We start from the raw sequence: 17,209 nt of genomic DNA, 5'->3' as shown, positions 1-17,209 counted from the left end.
ATAATTATTGATTCCCATCGCCCACCCTGCTGCCGGCAGCAAACACAAATAACCCGCCATCTCATCTAAGAGACGGCGGGTTATTATCCCTCCGCGGTACCACTCTTGCTTGATGGTCCAGGCTTGCGCCAGGCACCATCCACCTCGTCGTCTCCAGCCAAGATCCATTGCAGCTACGTACGCAACAATAACAATCGATCCAGCCGGAGAAACACCCTATAACGGAGGTTAACCGTTGCTGTGTACCACAATGCCCCTGTTGGTTATAGGACAAGGGATGAGACATAGTCTCATCTGTTTCCACAGCTCCGTTCCCGGGCGAGATTCGAACGATTCCGGCCACTGCGTCGCACCACCCCGCAGCTCTCTATGACCGGGAAATACCCTACTGTTCCTGTTCATTGCGTTTCAGTTCAGGAATCTATATAAGTCAACAAATGAATATTTACACTGGCTCTCCGATGACAGAACAACCTTCCGATCGCTGTTATCCCCAGATTTCTTTGATTCCCTTCTCTAAGAGGGAAAATCCGGTGATAAAGGCGAACGCTTCGCTTCTTCAGGTTATTTCTGTCTTCTCCGCTATCGTGTAAATGTTTAGTTGAACATATCGTATTCCTGTTTTAATTTGTAATTAATATACAGTCTTCACTTGAGACTGTCAAGTATATACATAAATCATTCTAGAGCGATTGAACAGACCATGCTTCAAGTGAAAGTCCAGGATCAGCTTTGGCATCGAATTCCGAGATTTCTCCCCGCTGCCACTTCAAATACGCGGCAGCTCCAATCATCGCTGCATTGTCGGTGCAATACTCCATCGGCGGGATCAGCAATTCGAGCCCTTCCTTCGCACAACGTTCCTGCAAAGCTGAACGCAATCCCCGGTTTGCCGCAACGCCACCGCATAACAGCAATTGACGTGATCCGTACTCACGGACAGCCCTTACTGCTTTTTCTACCAGCACTTCGACGACAGCTTCCTGGAATCCCCGTGCCACAGCAGATGGTTCAAGCGTTTCTCCGCGCATTTTGGCTTGATTCAAAACATTCAGTACAGCAGACTTCAGACCGCTAAGGCTGAAATCATAGGAATCGGCTTCCAGCCAGACGCGTGGCAAAGGTACCGCCTGCTCTGCTTCAGCAGCCATCCGGTCCACATGTGGTCCTCCCGGATAGGGACAACCCAGTGCACGCGCCACTTTGTCATAAGCCTCGCCTACAGCATCGTCACGCGTACGTCCGATCAGTTTGAATTTGCCTTCGGATTCCATATGCACAAGCTCGGTATGACCACCTGAAACCACCAGTGCCATTGCTGGATATTGCAGCTCATGGGTAAGTCTGTTGGCATAGATATGTCCCGCAATATGATGTGTGCCAATGAGCGGTTTGCCAAGTGCCATGGCCATGGTTTTCGCTGCCACGATGCCGACCAGCAATGCACCAACCAGTCCAGGCCCTTGTGTCACGGCGATCGCACTCAGATCACGCGGACGGATGCCGGATTGCTCAATAGCCTGTTCCAACATCAATGTAATGACTTCCACGTGTTTACGCGAAGCGACTTCAGGCACAACCCCGCCAAATGCCTTATGAGTCTCGATCTGACTGGAGATCAGATTGGACAGCACTTCCCGTCCATCCTTGACTACCGCTACGGATGTTTCATCACAGCTTGTCTCCACTGCCAATATATAAGATGGTGCTGAACTTACCTTTTCATTGAAATCCTTCATGAATCCGTTACGCTTCCTTCCTCTTCGCCGCTCCGGCTCGCAGGCGGCAAATTCGCCCACATAATCATCGCATCTTCCCCATTGTCGGAGTAATACCCTTTACGAAGACCAGCCGATTCAAACCCTTTTTTCTGATACAAGCTCTGGGCAATCCGATTCGAAACCCTGACTTCCAGCGTCATTCGTTCCATCCCGAGATAAGCCGCCGTTTTCATCAATTCGTCCAGCAGCTTCTCACCGAGCTTGCGCCCACGATAAGCTTCCCGGACTGCAATATTGGTAATGTGGGCTTCATCCATAATTGTCCACATACCGGCATAGCCGATCGCCGTACCTTCCAATTCCATGACCATATATTTAGCAAAATGATTGTGTGTCAATTCATTTTGAAATGCTTCTTCCGTCCAGGGCAGGGTGAAGGCTTCATGTTCAATTATCATTACATCGGGAATATCACCCAGAGTCATGAACCTGAACTGAAGCGCTGCTTCCTGCGCGTCATTCTCCACGTTGTCCATCTGCTTCCCCTCCCTTTTAGTGCGTGTTCAAAAAGACCGGTTTTCAGTACCGAGAAGATGGGATAAAGCTAGAAATGGAGTAGCGGAGCGTAGGGAAACTACGTGAGCAACTACAATGTTTCCCAAGGAAACATTCTTCGTAAGCATCCGCTTATTTCGGCCGAATTCCATATTCAATGCTGATGATGCCACTAGGCATCCTTCGTAATCAAAAGCGGACTTTTTGAACAACCTCTTTTAGCCTTTGCGTAGCAGGTTGGCTTCCGCTTCAGCCAGCTGGGTGTAGTTGGGCACGAGCGCATGCACGTCATCTCGCTGACCTGCAAGCAGCGCCTCGGCGCCTAAGCGCCCAATCCAGCGGCCCTCCAGCTCATAGGGTACGAGCTGGAGCGCCGTTCCTGCGGGGCAGCGAAGCTCAGCCGCTGTCGCAGCATGCGGGCCCGTCTCGCCGACAATCCAGACGGCAGCGGGCCGCTCTTCCGGCGCCGCTTCCGCCATGCGGGCGGCGAGGGCTTCCAGCCATCCGTCTACCATACGGATGGCATCTGGCGCCAGCCGCCGGGGTGCAGCGCTCCCGGCGGAGGCAAACAGCGCGGTATAGGCTTGGCCGCGCCGTGCATCCACGAGCGGAACGATCCAGTGGACAGGGGCGGCACCGGTGCCGCCCTGGTCCGCGGATAGCGTTCCGTCAGCCCCTGCTGCGGCATCCTCCGCCGCAGCTTCGGCCTTGGCGGCGAGGCCGCTGTGCCAGCCGCCCCAGGCTAGGGCCTGAAGGCTGGACACCCCGACAACGGGGATGTCCCACGCCCAGGCTAGCGTCTTCGCCGCGGTCACCGCAATGCGGATGCCCGTGTACGAGCCCGGGCCAATGCCGACGGCAATACCGTCCAGCTGTCCCGGTTGGGTGCTGCTGGCTTCCAGCAGCTGCTCCATTACAGGCACGACGTGTACCGAATGATTGCGTTCTGCCCGTTCATTGCGTTCTTCCAGAAGGGCGTGGCCTTCCATCACTGAGGCTGCCATCACCGCAGTCGAGGTATCCAACGCCAAAAACCGCTGGCGCGGCTGTTTTTGTAAATCTTCCATCATCATTTGACTCCATTCTGTCTGAACTGTCGGCACATGGCAGCATAAGTCTCGCCATACCCATCCAGCGTAATCGTTCGATCCTCCGGGCCCGTCGTCTCGATCTGCACATGCAGGTGTTCCTGTGGCAGTAATTCGGGAATGATGCTGGACCATTCCACCAGACTAACTCCGGTTCCATAGAAATACTCATCCAGTCCAAGCTCGTCCGCTTCTTCCAGTGATATGCGATACACATCCATGTGATACAAGGGCAGGCGCCCTTCGTATTCCTTGATCAATGTAAACGTGGGGCTGTTAACCACATCACGTACACCCAAATGCCACGCAAACTTTTGTGAAAATGCCGTTTTGCCCGCGCCCAGATCACCGTCTAGTGCAATCACCATGCCGGCGGTTGCCTGTTCAGCGAGTGCGGACGCGAGTACTTCTGTATCTGCAATGCCATGGGAGTGATACACCCACTGCTCATGCGTCTGATTCAATATACGCCCCACCTTTGGCGGTCAAGCCGCCTGAGTTCACTTTGAACTTTATTATATCGGTCCCATTCTCACCCCGCAACATCGAAGGATCAGAAGCAGAACGGAAGATAGGCCACCATTCACACGAATGACAAATAAACCGGCACCTGACGGCACCGGCCTTTCCTAGACATCCTTTACCAGATGTTCTCTTTTACTCTTCCAAACGGTCTACACGTACCGTCTGGGTATTCCCCGGTCTGCTGCCCACCTGCACCGTTGCCATGCCATTGGCTTCATCCACATTTTCGATCCAAACCGGATCTCCTTCCAATGTAACAGCAATCGTGTCTTTGGAATCATAAATGGCTTTCGCCCGTTTCACATCCATCATTGTTATTCATACTCCCCTTCCGGATCATCATGCGATTCCCGCACCATGCTATCTGTTGTACTCTCACCAATATATCCGTTATCTTCTGTAACTTGTCCACCGCCCAGACCTTCATTCACCATCCGGTCAATGTCCAGCATAAACGACTCCCTGTCAAGTGGCAGCTCTTCTGAGGTGATAGCCTCCCAGTTAACCGCTGTTGCAGGTGTATGAAAACCTTCAGACCCTTCCGACTCGGCACGAGGATACGGAGAGAACGTATGGGCGTGAGCTTCAGCTTCGTCTCGTTTGTTCTTCATAGGGGTACCTCCTGACGTGATAGTTAATAACTAACATCATCCTCTTTCAAAACAACGCTATAAGCGAAAATCTTCAAGGATGTTTCTGTTATCATCCCCCACTCTTTCTGAAGCATACCGATCCGGGAAAATAGGGTTATCCCGCCCGTGAAATGCCCATACTATACCTATAATGTTCTCGGAAAGGAGCCGTTCATGCATACAGTCTGGAAAGGTGCCATTAGCTTTGGTCTGGTTCATGTTCCTGTCAAAATGTTTTCGGCTACCGAAGACAAAGACATCTCCATGCGTTACATTCACAAAGTCTGCGGCAGTCCACTTGCTTATGTACGTAAATGTCCTTCCTGTGAAGTTGAGGTTCAATGGGAAGAGATCACCAAAGGATATGAATATGAGAAAGGCAAATTCGTCTTGTTCGAAAAGGACGAGCTTGAAGCGTTAAATGATTCCAGCAGCAAAACCATTACCATTCTGGATTTTGTGGATTTAACGGAGATCGATCCGATTTATTTTCAAAAAACGTATTACCTCTCTCCCGATCAAGCGGGAGGAAACGCCTACCAGCTATTAATGACAGCCATGCGGGATACAGGAAAGATTGGCATCGCCAAGATATCCATTCGCTCCAAAAGTAGTTTGGCCGCCATTCGTGTGCTGGACGATTGCCTCTCCATGGAAACCATTTTCTATCCAGACGAGATTCGTCCCGTCTCTCAGGTTCCCAACCTGCCCGAGGTTCTAAACGTAAACGAGAAGGAATTGACGATGGCCAAATTACTGATCGATCAGTTATCTACTCCTTTTGAACCTGGTAAATATACGGACGACTACCGCGCCAAACTGCTGGATCTGATCAATCACAAAGTAGCCGGTGAAGAAATCAAAATTGCCCCTGCTAAACCGGAAGCGAATGTCATGGATCTCATGGCAGCACTGCAAGCAAGTATTGAAGCTGTGAAGCCCATTCCAACCGATCCCGGAACCACCACAGCCAAACCTAAGAAACGTGCTCCCAAGAAAACTTCAGTCCAAGCAGCAGCTGGAGGAGAAACAGAGAATCCTGCTCCTGCCAAAAGAAAGAAGGCTGCTCCTAAACCCAAGGCGTAAACAGCAAACAGCATAAGATTCACTTGTCACTAACATCAATATTGGATATCCGGCCATGCAGCCGGATTTTTGTTTTGTATTCCATAATTGAAGTAATACTCAACCAAGAATGAATATACCAAAATCGAAAATACAATTGACGAAAGTTGATTTATATTTTATATTAACTTATGAAAAGTAACTTATTTATAAATGTACAGTTAGGCCTCATAACTATATGAACTATGACATTACAATAGCCCTATTCCATTGCCAATAAGTGAACCGCAACAATTCAACTAAACTTTATACAGGAGGAATTTCTTATGACTTCTACTTATCAAATCCCTGCTACAACCCATCTGGGTGAAGTAAGTTTGCGAATCAGCAATTTGGATCGATCCATTCAATTTTATACCGAAGTGGTCGGACTGAAACTGCTTGAACGCAGCGACAAAGTCGCTACCCTGACAGCCGATGGAAAGCAGTCTCTTCTGCGCCTTGAGCAGTTGACCGATGCAGTAACGATGCCTGTTCGCTCCACTTCAGGTCTGTATCACTTCGCCATCCTGCTGCCTGACCGCAAATCGCTGGGCCTTGCTCTTCGTAATCTGGCTGAATCCGGCATCGAAATTGGTCAAGGTGATCATCTGGTCAGTGAAGCATTCTACATTTCCGATCCAGATCAGAACGGTATCGAAATCTATGCAGACCGTGCCCGCGACACCTGGAAGCGAGATTCAGAAAATAACTACATTATGTCAAGTGATCCTGTTGATGTAGACAGCCTGTTTGCTCTCGCCGCGAACGAACCTTGGCAGGGATTACCTGCCGGAACGGTCATTGGTCATGTTCACTTCCATGTACGCAGTCTGGAAGAGTCACGCCGTTTCTACACAGGAGTACTTGGATTCGATATCGTTGGTAACTTCGCCAACATGTCTGCCCTGTTTGTATCCGCTGGCGGTTATCACCATCACATCGGACTGAACATTTGGGCTGGTACAGGCGCCCCTGTAAATCCGGCCAATGCGACAGGCATTGACTACTTCACCATCATTTATGACGGAAAAGAACAATTGGAACAAGCTCTAGAACAACTACGTCAATCCAACACATCTATCGAACAGCAAGGTAAGGACTGGTTTACTATAGACCCACAGAATATTCGTATTCGCCTGACCACAACGAGCTAATACGGAGAATCCGTGATGCGAATGTTGTGCATTAAGTTGAGTAATCTGAATAGCCCGGATACAAATTTCCTTGTTTCTTATAGGAAATTAGTCGTCCGGGCTTTTTGGCTTTCCTTTTCTTCATGCAGATCTATTCCTTTACCCATTTCCTAATAAAATTGGTGCAATTGGCGTATCCTAACCAAATATCTAGATCGACATGCGAAGGAGAACCCACATGATTGAAAAGGGGCGTTTAACTGTAAGACAACTGGGCTCACTGATGTTCTTATGCACGATTGGTGAACAGATTATCGTCTTCCCCTCAATGGTTACCTCATATGCGCATCAGGATGCATGGATATCCGCATTAATGGGGGTTGCCGGGGGAGCAGGGGTACTGTCCATCATGCTCGTTGTATACAAACTTCAGCCCCGCATGAATCTGATCCAACATGCATTGTATACGCTTGGCCCCTGGATTGGGGCGTTCATCAGCTGTTTTTATCTATTCTATTTTCTAATGGGTACATCTGCATTCATAAGAGAAATTGGGGATTTCATGACGACCCAGATCCTGCCTGAATCTCCCCTCTTCATTGTGAGTTTGCTTTTTGTTTGTACTCTTGCCTGGGGACTCTTTTCTGGTCTGGAACCCATAGGCAGAAGTGCCGAGGTACTTCTGCCCTTGATCGTGCTGTTCCTGCTCATTCTGACTGTCTGTCTATTCCCGCATTCGCATCTGGACAACATCAAGCCCGTTCTTGCAGAAGGCTTTCTGAATCCCTTTAAAGGCTTTGTCGCTGTGCTTACCTATCCTTATTGTGAATTGTGTATCTTTCTTATGCTCTTTCCTTATGCGAAAAAGGAAGCACATTGGGAAAAGGATATCCTTCTAGCAGCCATCATAGGGGGATTGATGCTTACCCTAACGCTAACCATCTGTCTGCTGGTAATGGGTCCATTTATGACGCAGCACCATTGGTTCGCAGCATTTAATCTATCGCTGAAGATCAATATAGGCAACTTTTTGCAGCGGATTGAGGCCTTTATGGCTTCCGTCTGGATAATTGCCGTCTTTTTCAAGAGCATTCTGTTCTTCTACAGCTTTGTACTCGGAATCACTCATCTCTTCAAACTGTCCAGCTATCGTCCACTCATTTTGCCTGGCGCCATGTTGATTCTGTCCATGTCCATTGTGCTAGCACCCAACGAAAATTTCTATCTCAAAGTTGTTATTCCGTATTGGATTGATTGGGATTTGACTTGTGGTATCGCGATTCCTTTACTGCTTATTATGGTACATAAGCTGAAAGCACGGCTGCGGAAGAGCTAAACCTACCCTACTTAACTTATAGAGAATCAACTTCCAGGCAGATTTGAAAGAGGAAAGGAGTTTTAAGCACATGTTCAATCCCTTGGTTCCTTTTGAACCTATATCCCGAGATGTGATCCCTACCGGGCAAAATTGGATTGCCCAAATCAAATGGGATGGGGTCCGCATGCTTGCTTACGAGGACGGAGAGGGAATTCAGTTAATTAATCGCAGATTGCACAACCGAACTGCACAATATCCTGAGCTGGTTCAGCCACGCAACCTGTGCTCCGTCCCTTCTTATATTTTGGATGGAGAGATTATTGCACTTGATCCGGATACGGGAAAACCGTCCTTCTATCACGTGCTGCGGCGAGATCGCATGAGCAGACCGGATGGCATTGCCCAAGCTGTAAACCAGATTCCGGTGACTTATATGGTATTTGATATTCTTTACTGCGATGGAGAATGGGTCACAGATCAGCCACTTGCAGATCGTCAGCGTCTGCTGCACCAAGTTCTGAATTCTGCTCCACATGTTCAAGAGGTGACTAACACGACCGATCCCGACGCCCTGCTCACTGTGATGAGACAGCACCAGATGGAGGGAATTGTATGTAAAGACCTTGCCAGTACCTATGGAATCAACGGCAAAGATCAACGCTGGCAGAAGGTTAAGATTTTCCACGACCTATATGCCATGATTGGAGGGGTCACCTACCGCAGCGGCATCGTCAATGCAATTGCAGTCGGTGTATATGATGGGCCTAACTTTGTCTATATTGGTCATGTCGGCACTGGTAAATTGAACTCGGACTCCTGGCGTAAACTAACCGAAGAAGTACAACCTCTTATTCGTAAGGATAGACCTTTTCATAACATACCCGAGAGAAGCGCGGAGACGACATGGATTGAACCACATATCGGCGTCAAAGTGCAATTCATGGAACTCACCCACCATCTTACCCTACGTCACCCAAGCATCCAGGCTTTTGCTTTGGTAAAGCGAGATGAGTGTGCGATCAGCCAGATCAGTCATCTTATCCCTGAACGATAAACTACTTTCACCATACACCCGATACATCAAAAAGGCTTTCCATTTAAAATTATACTTGCTCACCAGAGGAGGTGATATTCATGGCCCATACAATAAAGGGCACCATAACGATTAATGGAATGGAACTTACCGTGACCAATCCGGACAAGTTGTTATGGCCCGAAGCGGGTGTAACCAAGGCTATCTATTTGCAAAAGTTGGCGGCGCTGGCCCCCTATCTACTGACGTACACCCGAAATCGGCTGCTCACCACGATACGTTATCCACATGGTGCAGGTGGCGAGTTTTTCTATCAAAAAAATGCCCCGGAGCCCGTTCCGGAGTTTGTACGAACTGAGATGCATGATGGGATACGATATGTAGTGATGAATGACCTTCCTGATCTGTTATGGCTTGGCAATTTGGCCGCTCTTGAGTTTCACCCTTCCTTACATGCTGTAGGCAGCCATCTGCCTTGCGAGTGGATGATTGATCTCGATCCTTCGCAGGAAGAAGAACCTCGCATCATGCAAGCTGCTCTGATCGTGGGGGAAACGCTAACTTCGCTTGGCCTTAGATCGGTACCGAAAACCTCCGGTGCCACAGGTGTACAGATTATTGTTCCGATCCGCCAAGGTGTAACTTTCGATGAATTAAGAGACATCGGTTATTTTGTAGGCAAATACGTCACTCAAAAACATCCGGATCTATTTACACTGGAACGACTAAAAAAAGACCGGGGGGATCGCATTTATTTTGATTACCTCCAGCATTACGGTGGCAAAACGCTCGCAGCTCCCTACACTCCCCGCGCCAAACCAGGCGGTACAGTGTCTACTCCTCTCACATGGGATGAAGTTCGGAACAACGTTTCGGTTAAGGATTACCACTTGATGAACATCGTGGAACGCTTGACGGAGACTGGAGATCTGATCGCAGCTGTCGACCCCCAGCCTGTTGAACTGATTATCCAGCATTTAAAACAAAAATAGCCGGTCACCCTCAAACCAAGGGTACCGGCTATTTTTTCGTTTACTCGTGATGAGATTCGCTAATGTATACCTTTTTTCTTGAAACGTCCGCCCTTCACATCGTGAATGTTACCTATTGCCACAAAGGCATGTGGGTCCCAATCTTCAACAATGGACTTCAGCTTAGCTTCTTCCAAACGGGTAATAACCACAAAGATAATTTTCTTCTCGTCTCCACTGAAGCCGCCCTCTCCATCCAGAAAAGTGACGCCACGACCCAGACGGTCGGTTAAGGCTGAACCAATATCACGGTACTTCTCACTGATAATCCATACCGATTTGGATTGATCCAAACCTTCATTCACAATATCAATCATCTTCATTGCAATATAATAAGCAATCATGGAGTACAGGGCGTTTGGCCAGCCAAACACAAAACCTGCACCTGCAAAAATAAATACGTTAATGAACAATACGATCTGACCTACAGACAATGGTGATTTCTCACTCAACAGTATGGCTACAATCTCCGTACCATCCAGTGAACCGCCAGAACGAATGACGAGACCAACTCCAACCCCCAAGATCAATCCACCAAATACAGCTCCAAGCAGTGGTTCACCTGGCGTCAGTGCAGGAACGTGGTGTAACAATGACGTTCCAATGGACATTACAACGATCCCGAGCAGTGTGGACAACGCAAACGTTTTACCAATCTGTTTATACCCCAAAATCAGGAAAGGCAAGTTAAGCAAGGTCAGGAAAATTCCAAGTGGCAGATGTGTAAGCTCTGACACCATAATCGAGATCCCTGTTATTCCCCCATCAATAACGCCATTCGGCACGAGAAATACTTCGAGTGACACAGCCATCAGTGCAGCACCGACCAGAATCATCACAATGCGCTGCAGAAGCTTCAGTGAAAACACCGAGCTCTTCACATTGCGGTCCGGCTTGGATGTTAGTTCTTTAACCGATACATTGGACATGGTATCCCCCCCGTTTTGATCAATATGTGAATCCATTTCATAAATCATTTAAGTACCCAGAGGAACCCTACATACAGAGGAACAACACCGTTCCAACGCTATATGCACCCCGTTATAAAAGCACCTAAAGGCTATATGAAATGTATTCAAGTATGTCTTAATTCCGGTTGACAATTCCAAAAGAGAGCAAAAGGGAGCCTGTTTTCCCGCAGACTCCCCTCCTTCGCCAAGACATAATTTATATAAACATTATATCATAAAAGATCAAATTTGAGCAAAATAGTTAGCAAAAAGAAGATAAATTCACAAAAAGTGAACTTATCTTGAGAAATCCGCCTTATAACGGCTAAAGCAGCGGAGAAAGCATGCGAGAAAGCATTTCTGCCCCTTTTTCCCACCGTGAGCGCTGCTGAAACACCTTCACGTCAATCTGGCTGCATTCATTCAGATCACGTTCAAAATCCTTAGTCAGCCGGTCTATGGATGATGTCTCGAACAACACGGCGGTTAACTCAAAATTGCAGAAAAAGCTGCGCATATCCATATTGGCTGTACCTACCGTTGCAAGCAAATCATCCACAATTAAGACCTTGGCATGCACAAAACCTTTGCGATATTGATAGAACTTCACTCCCGCACGCAACAATTCTTCGACATAGGACATAGAAGCCAAATGCACCAGCCGCGAATCCGATTGATACGGAATGATGATTTTCACATCCACCCCACTGACGGCAGCCGTCTTGATTGCTTCGTACAAAGCGGGGTCCGGAATGAAATAGGGTGTTGTGATGTATATGCGTTCACATGCCACGGAAATCGCCCCAAAGCACATTTCCTGAATGGCATCCCAGTCCTGATCCGGCCCGCTGGACAGAATCTGAATCCGCTCTTCCCCACTGCAAATATGTGGCGGGAACAGCTCTGTCAGCTGAGGCTCTGTAATCTGCTCGCCGGAAGCGAGCTTCCAATCGTTCAAGAACGTACTTTGCAGGAAATATACGGCATCTCCCTCAATCTGTACATGGGTATCACGCCAGAATCCAACCTCCGGATATTGCCCAAGATAATCATCACCTATATTAATCCCACCCACAAATCCAATCCTTCCATCCACCACAACAATTTTACGGTGATTCCGGTAATTCACCCTTCGGTCAATCGTAGCAATGAGCGGTGGCAGAAAATAATGAAACTCCACGCCTGCGTCCTGAAACTTGCGAATAAAGCTCCAGCTCATCTTGTGACTGCCAAGTCCATCGCAGATCAAACGTACTTTGACACCTTCCTTTGCCTTGCGAATCATCACATCCTGAAACTTTGTACTGATGACATCATCTCGAAATATATAAAATTCAACATGCAGATGGTGCTCTGCCTGTTCCATGGCCCTCAACATGGCTCCAAATGTCTCTTCACCATTCGTCAGTACCTGGCTCCGGTTGCAGCCTGTAATCGGGCTCTCAGACAGGTGTGTCAGCAGGTTAAACAAACGATGCTGATGTTTGTATCGGCCGCCCGACATCTGATCCGCATGCTCGACAATATGAGCCTGCTCCCAGATCGTTTCCCGTATTTCACGAAAGATTCGCGAACCGCCTTTACGGACCTTCTTGCGTTTGCTGTAGTCCTGGGCGACAAAATAATACACAACAAAGCCGATCAAGGGTACACAGAATAAAATAAAAAGCCATGCCACAGCTTTCGCCGGATTACGGAATTCCAGCAACAGAATGGTGGCTGCCTGAAAAGTAAATACGAGCAATATAATGACCAGCCAAAACATTCGGCTTCCTCCTCATGGCAAGGTGTATCCTTGCCGTTCTCTCTCACTGTACAAGTTTTGACGATAAAGCCTTTAGCTAATCATTAGATACCCAATGTATGCACTGTTCGTAACGTTTGCTTAGATAAAATGTTACATACACAGCTGATTGTAGCCGCGCTCAGCCAGTTCATTCCATTCTTCGACGTTGTATATTCTGACTGTGTTCCCCTCTACATATGATTCATTCCAGTATGCGGATCAGCATTCCATCGCCATTTCGAGCACACGGCCTTCCAGACTCTTCCTCTTTTCTTGATCGGAAGGTGGTCTTCTTACGTAAAATTAGATATAATATTCGTTAAAAACTTATTACTTAAAGGAGAAGACTAGTTAATGGACAGTGAGAGGTATGCGTTAAATTTAGCATTGGTTGCGATTTTGATAGGGTTTTCGGCATTTTTTGTAGCGGTGGAATTTGCACTCGTAAGGATTCGCCCGAGCCGGATTGACCAAATGATTGCAGAAGGAAACAAGCGTGCCTTGGCTGTTAAACAAGCCGTTGCCAACTTGGATGGATATTTGTCCGCCTGTCAGTTGGGTATCACGATTACATCTCTGGGACTGGGCTGGCTGGGAGAACCCACGGTTGAGAAAATTCTTCATCCTGTGTTCGAAAGCATGCACATGCCGGAGGCAGTTTCTTCATTCTTATCGTTTGTTATTGCGTTTGTCGCCATCACGTATTTGCATGTGGTAGTTGGTGAACTTGCACCTAAAACGATTGCAATCCGTAAAGCCGAAGCCGTTGCTCTGCTGACGTCTACACCTATCATCTGGTTTAACCGAATTATGTATCCTTTTATCTGGCTGTTAAACAGCTCAGCGAATCAACTGGTCAAATTGTTCGGAATCAAACCTGCATCAGAACATGAAGATGCGCACTCCGAAGAAGAATTACAGATTATCATCAATGAAAGCTTTGAGAGCGGCAAAATCAACCAAGCTGAGTTCGGATATGTAAGCCGGATTTTTGCTTTTGATGAGATGCTTGCCAAAGAAATCATGGTACCCCGGACTGATATGGTCTGCCTTTATGTCAATAGATCGAACGAGGAAAACCTGGATATTATCCGGCAAGAACAATACACCCGTTTTCCAGTAGTAAATGAGAGCAAAGACGATATTATCGGTATCATTAATACCAAACAATTTTTCCTGGAGTTATACGGAAACGACGAACCTGTCGATCTGTCTTCCCTGATTCAGCCGGTATCGGCTGTTCACGAAACGACACCGGTCAAGGATCTGCTCAAAAAAATGCAGAAGGATGGCGTGCATATTGCCGTTCTGGTTGATGAGTATGGAGGTACTTCCGGGATTGTAACGATTGAGGATGTGCTTGAACAGATTGTCGGTGAAATCCGGGATGAGTTTGACGCAGACGAAGTCGAGGATATTCAGGTCATCAATGAAAACTATGTCATTATGGATGGCAAGGTGTCCTTGTCCAAGGTTAACGACATGTTCACGTCAAACCTGGATGCTGACGAATGGGATACCATTGGGGGATGGCTTTATAGCCATCGTCCAGAGATGAATGAACAGGAAGAATATGAGTTCGAGAATCTGACCTTCGTTTTGCTGGAAAAAGACAAAAATCGCTTCTACAAAGTCGCCGTTGTTCCTAAGGAACCACTGACCATGTCCGACTACACTGATGAAGACGAGAAGAGAGCCTAATTGGGCTAAATAAAGCAACAACTTCATATATAATAAGAAGAGCACTTGCCTACTTTGGTAAGTGCTCTTCTTATTATTTCTGGCTGAATGTGTTACTTCCCCATGTTATCACTCAACCAGAATGGAACTTACCGTCCCATTTTTTAATTTGATTTTAATACCCACTTCGCAATATCATCGATAATGGCTTTGGAGACATTAGATGGCTGAGCGTACTCTTGACCAATGGAAAGTCCATCATAGCTGGATAACAGATGATTTACCTTTGGATAGCTGTTGTACGTTACATTGGAATGACCTTGAAGAGCCGATTTCCAGTTTTGGAATTGATTCATAGACACTTGCACATCATTTTCGCCTTGGATAATAAGCATAGGGGTATTTTGTGTTTTAGCCAGTTCCGCAGGCACATAATCTCTCTGCTCAAACCACCAATAAGCAGGTTGAAGTGGAAACGCCTCAGGAAGATGATCTACGGAATATTTAGGATCTTTAACGATCGCAGCAACATTTTTATAAAAATCAGCTTGTTCTTTAATGATCTTCGTGTCTAAATCTAGCCGCTTCATCCGGTCTACCAATTCGTCCTGCTGCTCGGTAAGCACATCCACAAAGCTGCTGCTTGGTGCAGCAAGCAGAATACTTCCTGCAATATCATGCTGATTATCGTCAGCAATGATTAACGGTACTGCAAACCCGCCTTGACTATGTCCAGCCACAAAAATCGCTGTAGGATCAATATTTGGATTCTTTTTAAGCAAATCTACTGCATCGGCTACCTGATTTACACTTTCTTGTTTTAACGTGAATTTAGGCTGTGAAGCGACCTTATAGGTATGCTCATATGTGACCTTATCATATCTTAATACAGCAACTCCTTGTGAAGCTAAACCTACCGCAAGATCGCGAAATGGCTTTGCACCACCAATGGCAGCATCTTGATTGCTAGGCCCAGATCCGTGTACCAGAATGACAACCGGGAAAGGTCCCTCTCCCTTGGGCAAAGTTAATGTCCCTGGCAAAGCCAAATCACCCTGACCAACGGTAATATCTTGCTCTGTATAAGCAGATGGATCGTCATAGCTTGGTTTTTGATAAACATCTGGCGTAGCGGCCGCAATGTACAAGTCATCCACAAGTGCGTTATGATTCATTCTGACCGTAATATTTAAACGAGTCAGCTCAGTTTTAAAAGTATAGGTAACATTGCGATGCACTGTGTTATTTTCTACGTGTTTAGCTATGGCTTCACTTGAAATTTTTCCATTTTGACCTTCTAATGCTGCCCATAGCTGACTCAACAACGTGGGTGACAACACTTCGCTAACAGAGGTATGAACATACTTCGCAGCTTCCTTGCCATTGCCCTCACTAATAAGTGAAATGAATATATCCTCAGGTGCTGCCTTCAGTGTCTCGGTAAGAAATCTCCCATCCATAAAGGTAACTCCTTTCGTTAGCTCAACAGGATTGTCTAAGGGTAAGACTTGCCCATTCACAATCGCCTGTTTCTCTCCTACCTTAACTACAATAGTAAGCTCATTTTTTCGTATTGTGATTTGTCCTGTTGTTTGTTGCCAAGATACTTCTGCCCCATTCTTTTCTGCAATCTCACGAATAGGAACTAAAGCTTTGCCATCAGCAGTTTGTTCAGTAGCTGCAGAGATAGATGTTACTGGCAGGATGAGACATGCAGAAATAAGAGAAAGTAATAGCTTTTTCCAATTGTTCATCGTAATAACTCCCCCTAAGCAATTTTTATTATATGCATAGACATATGAGCGTTTATTGGCTCAGGACTATACTTATAACAACAATAGCAATGATGAATAATAACAGGACCCAAGATAGTGGACGAGCGAAGTTAATAGTCCAGCCTATTCCATAACGTTTTTCTACGGTAAAAGAAGGATCATTGCTATTGAAGTAAATAAAACCAAACTTCCAATTATCATCTTCATTCACAGGCTGCTCCCTGGATCTTTCACGATCCTCTTGATGATTCCGAATTTTCCCACCGCCTTGTCTGCCTGTGAGAGACAGCAACACAGCGCCTAAGACGATCACCACAGGGGTGATGAAGCTAATAGCTGTCAACAAGACCAGATTAGGGACGAACATATTGATCTGAATGAAGGCAAATAAAATGGTAAGAAGCAACCCTGTTATGATCGTAAATAGGGACCATTTACGGCGGAATTGAATATTTTTAGCAGCGAATTGGGCAGGATCAGACGGGGTAAGCTGTTGTTTGCTTGTTTTAATACTCCAGTTCACCAACATCATAAGTGCAATGATTCCTAGCTGTACCAGATTAATAGCCAGTACCGAAAGGTAGGTTTTAGGCACACTGGAAGTGACATTGCCCTGAAGATCATATTTCATTGGAATGATGTCAGGTAGTGCCTTATAATTCACGATCGAAATGATCGCAATGGCTACAATAATAGCAAAGTGAATGAGAAACCAATAGTTGGAATAGGTGAGCTTGTTTTGGCGGAAGGTGGTATCAATTTTAACCCGTTGAGGTGCTTCTACAGTTGTAAGTGTTCCCTTTAGCTTTTTCATCTTGAAATGAAATATCATATTTAGTGTTGCCCAGTACACAATGAATATCATTGTACAAACA

Annotated in this window: 16 protein-coding genes; 6 read left to right on the top strand and 10 right to left on the bottom strand. The window is 46.6% G+C overall.

The window, feature by feature from the left end; translation table 11 throughout:
• Positions 1–683 precede the first annotated feature (683 nt).
• The 6 genes from tsaD to CS562_RS11920 all read right to left on the bottom strand — a co-directional run bounded on the left by tsaD (position 684) and on the right by CS562_RS11920 (position 4,500).
• A complete protein-coding gene (tsaD, locus tag CS562_RS11945; RefSeq protein ID WP_063564484.1) occupies positions 684–1,739 on the bottom strand; it encodes a tRNA (adenosine(37)-N6)-threonylcarbamoyltransferase complex transferase subunit TsaD in 1,056 nt (351 codons plus the stop codon).
• Positions 1,736–2,257: a ribosomal protein S18-alanine N-acetyltransferase gene (gene rimI / locus CS562_RS11940; protein ID WP_076291524.1), complete on the bottom strand. Its 522-nt coding sequence runs from the start codon at positions 2,255–2,257 to the stop codon at positions 1,736–1,738. The genes tsaD and rimI overlap by 4 nt, the downstream gene beginning before the upstream one ends.
• Positions 2,258–2,494: 237 nt before the next feature.
• Positions 2,495–3,343, bottom strand: a complete 849-nt coding sequence (gene tsaB / locus CS562_RS11935) for a tRNA (adenosine(37)-N6)-threonylcarbamoyltransferase complex dimerization subunit type 1 TsaB (RefSeq protein ID WP_099855964.1) — start codon at positions 3,341–3,343, stop codon at positions 2,495–2,497.
• A gap of 2 nt (positions 3,344–3,345) precedes the next feature.
• Positions 3,346–3,828, bottom strand: coding sequence for a tRNA (adenosine(37)-N6)-threonylcarbamoyltransferase complex ATPase subunit type 1 TsaE (tsaE, locus tag CS562_RS11930; protein WP_076291523.1), 483 nt, complete (start codon positions 3,826–3,828; stop codon positions 3,346–3,348).
• A gap of 193 nt (positions 3,829–4,021) precedes the next feature.
• On the bottom strand, positions 4,022–4,198 hold the full coding sequence (locus CS562_RS11925) for an H-type small acid-soluble spore protein (RefSeq protein WP_053783520.1): 177 nt from the start codon (positions 4,196–4,198) through the stop codon (positions 4,022–4,024).
• A gap of 5 nt (positions 4,199–4,203) precedes the next feature.
• Positions 4,204–4,500 carry a hypothetical protein gene (locus CS562_RS11920; protein WP_063564487.1) on the bottom strand — a complete coding sequence of 99 codons (297 nt, stop codon included), beginning with the start codon at positions 4,498–4,500 and terminating at the stop codon, positions 4,204–4,206.
• Positions 4,501–4,695: 195 nt separating this feature from the next.
• Between CS562_RS11920 and ku the strand changes: the two genes are divergently transcribed.
• The 5 genes from ku to ligD all read left to right on the top strand — a co-directional run bounded on the left by ku (position 4,696) and on the right by ligD (position 10,104).
• Positions 4,696–5,607, top strand: coding sequence for a non-homologous end joining protein Ku (gene ku, locus CS562_RS11915; RefSeq protein WP_099855854.1), 912 nt, complete (start codon positions 4,696–4,698; stop codon positions 5,605–5,607).
• Positions 5,608–5,912: 305 nt separating this feature from the next.
• Positions 5,913–6,782: a VOC family protein gene (locus CS562_RS11910; RefSeq protein WP_099855852.1), complete on the top strand. Its 870-nt coding sequence runs from the start codon at positions 5,913–5,915 to the stop codon at positions 6,780–6,782.
• A gap of 217 nt (positions 6,783–6,999) precedes the next feature.
• Complete coding sequence (locus CS562_RS11905) at positions 7,000–8,097, top strand: GerAB/ArcD/ProY family transporter (protein ID WP_076291519.1); 1,098 nt, start codon at positions 7,000–7,002, stop codon at positions 8,095–8,097.
• 70 nt (positions 8,098–8,167) lie between these two features.
• The gene (locus tag CS562_RS11900) at positions 8,168–9,133 is read left to right on the top strand and encodes an ATP-dependent DNA ligase (RefSeq protein WP_099855850.1); all 966 of its coding nucleotides are present in this window, start codon (positions 8,168–8,170) and stop codon (positions 9,131–9,133) included.
• Between the two features lie 80 nt (positions 9,134–9,213).
• Positions 9,214–10,104: a non-homologous end-joining DNA ligase gene (gene ligD, locus CS562_RS11895; RefSeq protein ID WP_076291517.1), complete on the top strand. Its 891-nt coding sequence runs from the start codon at positions 9,214–9,216 to the stop codon at positions 10,102–10,104.
• A gap of 59 nt (positions 10,105–10,163) precedes the next feature.
• Here ligD and CS562_RS11890 read toward each other — a convergent pair whose 3' ends face one another.
• A complete protein-coding gene (locus CS562_RS11890) occupies positions 10,164–11,072 on the bottom strand; it encodes a YitT family protein (protein ID WP_053783466.1) in 909 nt (302 codons plus the stop codon).
• A 346-nt stretch (positions 11,073–11,418) separates the two neighbouring features.
• A complete protein-coding gene (gene cls / locus CS562_RS11885) occupies positions 11,419–12,858 on the bottom strand; it encodes a cardiolipin synthase (RefSeq protein ID WP_099855848.1) in 1,440 nt (479 codons plus the stop codon).
• A 375-nt stretch (positions 12,859–13,233) separates the two neighbouring features.
• Between cls and CS562_RS11880 the strand changes: the two genes are divergently transcribed.
• A complete protein-coding gene (locus CS562_RS11880; protein WP_099855846.1) occupies positions 13,234–14,580 on the top strand; it encodes a hemolysin family protein in 1,347 nt (448 codons plus the stop codon).
• Between the two features lie 143 nt (positions 14,581–14,723).
• On the opposite strand, the gene CS562_RS11875 is transcribed toward CS562_RS11880, so the two are convergent.
• Entirely contained in the window at positions 14,724–16,313 is a 1,590-nt protein-coding gene (locus CS562_RS11875; RefSeq protein ID WP_099855844.1) for an alpha/beta hydrolase family protein, read from the bottom strand.
• Between the two features lie 52 nt (positions 16,314–16,365).
• Positions 16,366–17,148: a DUF1648 domain-containing protein gene (locus tag CS562_RS11870; RefSeq protein ID WP_180287107.1), complete on the bottom strand. Its 783-nt coding sequence runs from the start codon at positions 17,146–17,148 to the stop codon at positions 16,366–16,368.
• Positions 17,149–17,209 lie beyond the last annotated feature (61 nt).

The sequence above is a fragment of the Paenibacillus sp. LK1 genome, assembly GCF_002750415.1.
GTDB lineage: Bacteria > Bacillota > Bacilli > Paenibacillales > Paenibacillaceae > Paenibacillus > Paenibacillus taichungensis.
The sequence above is the reverse complement of the archived record's forward strand: the minus strand, read 5'-3'. Positions and strand labels throughout refer to the sequence as shown.

Bases quoted from the DNA above. Each gene is read 5' to 3' on its own strand.
- tsaD (WP_063564484.1), bottom strand. From the start codon at position 1,739: ATGAAGGATTTCAATGAAAAGGTAAGTTCAGCACCATCTTATATATTG.
- rimI (WP_076291524.1), bottom strand. From the start codon at position 2,257: ATGGACAACGTGGAGAATGACGCGCAGGAAGCAGCGCTTCAGTTCAGG.
- tsaB (WP_099855964.1), bottom strand. From the start codon at position 3,343: ATGGAAGATTTACAAAAACAGCCGCGCCAGCGGTTTTTGGCGTTGGAT.
- CS562_RS11925 (WP_053783520.1), bottom strand. From the start codon at position 4,198: ATGGATGTGAAACGGGCGAAAGCCATTTATGATTCCAAAGACACGATT.
- CS562_RS11920 (WP_063564487.1), bottom strand. From the start codon at position 4,500: ATGAAGAACAAACGAGACGAAGCTGAAGCTCACGCCCATACGTTCTCT.
- ku (WP_099855854.1), top strand. From the start codon at position 4,696: ATGCATACAGTCTGGAAAGGTGCCATTAGCTTTGGTCTGGTTCATGTT.
- CS562_RS11910 (WP_099855852.1), top strand. From the start codon at position 5,913: ATGACTTCTACTTATCAAATCCCTGCTACAACCCATCTGGGTGAAGTA.
- CS562_RS11905 (WP_076291519.1), top strand. From the start codon at position 7,000: ATGATTGAAAAGGGGCGTTTAACTGTAAGACAACTGGGCTCACTGATG.
- CS562_RS11900 (WP_099855850.1), top strand. From the start codon at position 8,168: ATGTTCAATCCCTTGGTTCCTTTTGAACCTATATCCCGAGATGTGATC.
- ligD (WP_076291517.1), top strand. From the start codon at position 9,214: ATGGCCCATACAATAAAGGGCACCATAACGATTAATGGAATGGAACTT.
- CS562_RS11890 (WP_053783466.1), bottom strand. From the start codon at position 11,072: ATGTCCAATGTATCGGTTAAAGAACTAACATCCAAGCCGGACCGCAAT.
- cls (WP_099855848.1), bottom strand. From the start codon at position 12,858: ATGTTTTGGCTGGTCATTATATTGCTCGTATTTACTTTTCAGGCAGCC.
- CS562_RS11880 (WP_099855846.1), top strand. From the start codon at position 13,234: ATGGACAGTGAGAGGTATGCGTTAAATTTAGCATTGGTTGCGATTTTG.
- CS562_RS11875 (WP_099855844.1), bottom strand. From the start codon at position 16,313: ATGAACAATTGGAAAAAGCTATTACTTTCTCTTATTTCTGCATGTCTC.
- CS562_RS11870 (WP_180287107.1), bottom strand. From the start codon at position 17,148: ATGAAAAAGCTAAAGGGAACACTTACAACTGTAGAAGCACCTCAACGG.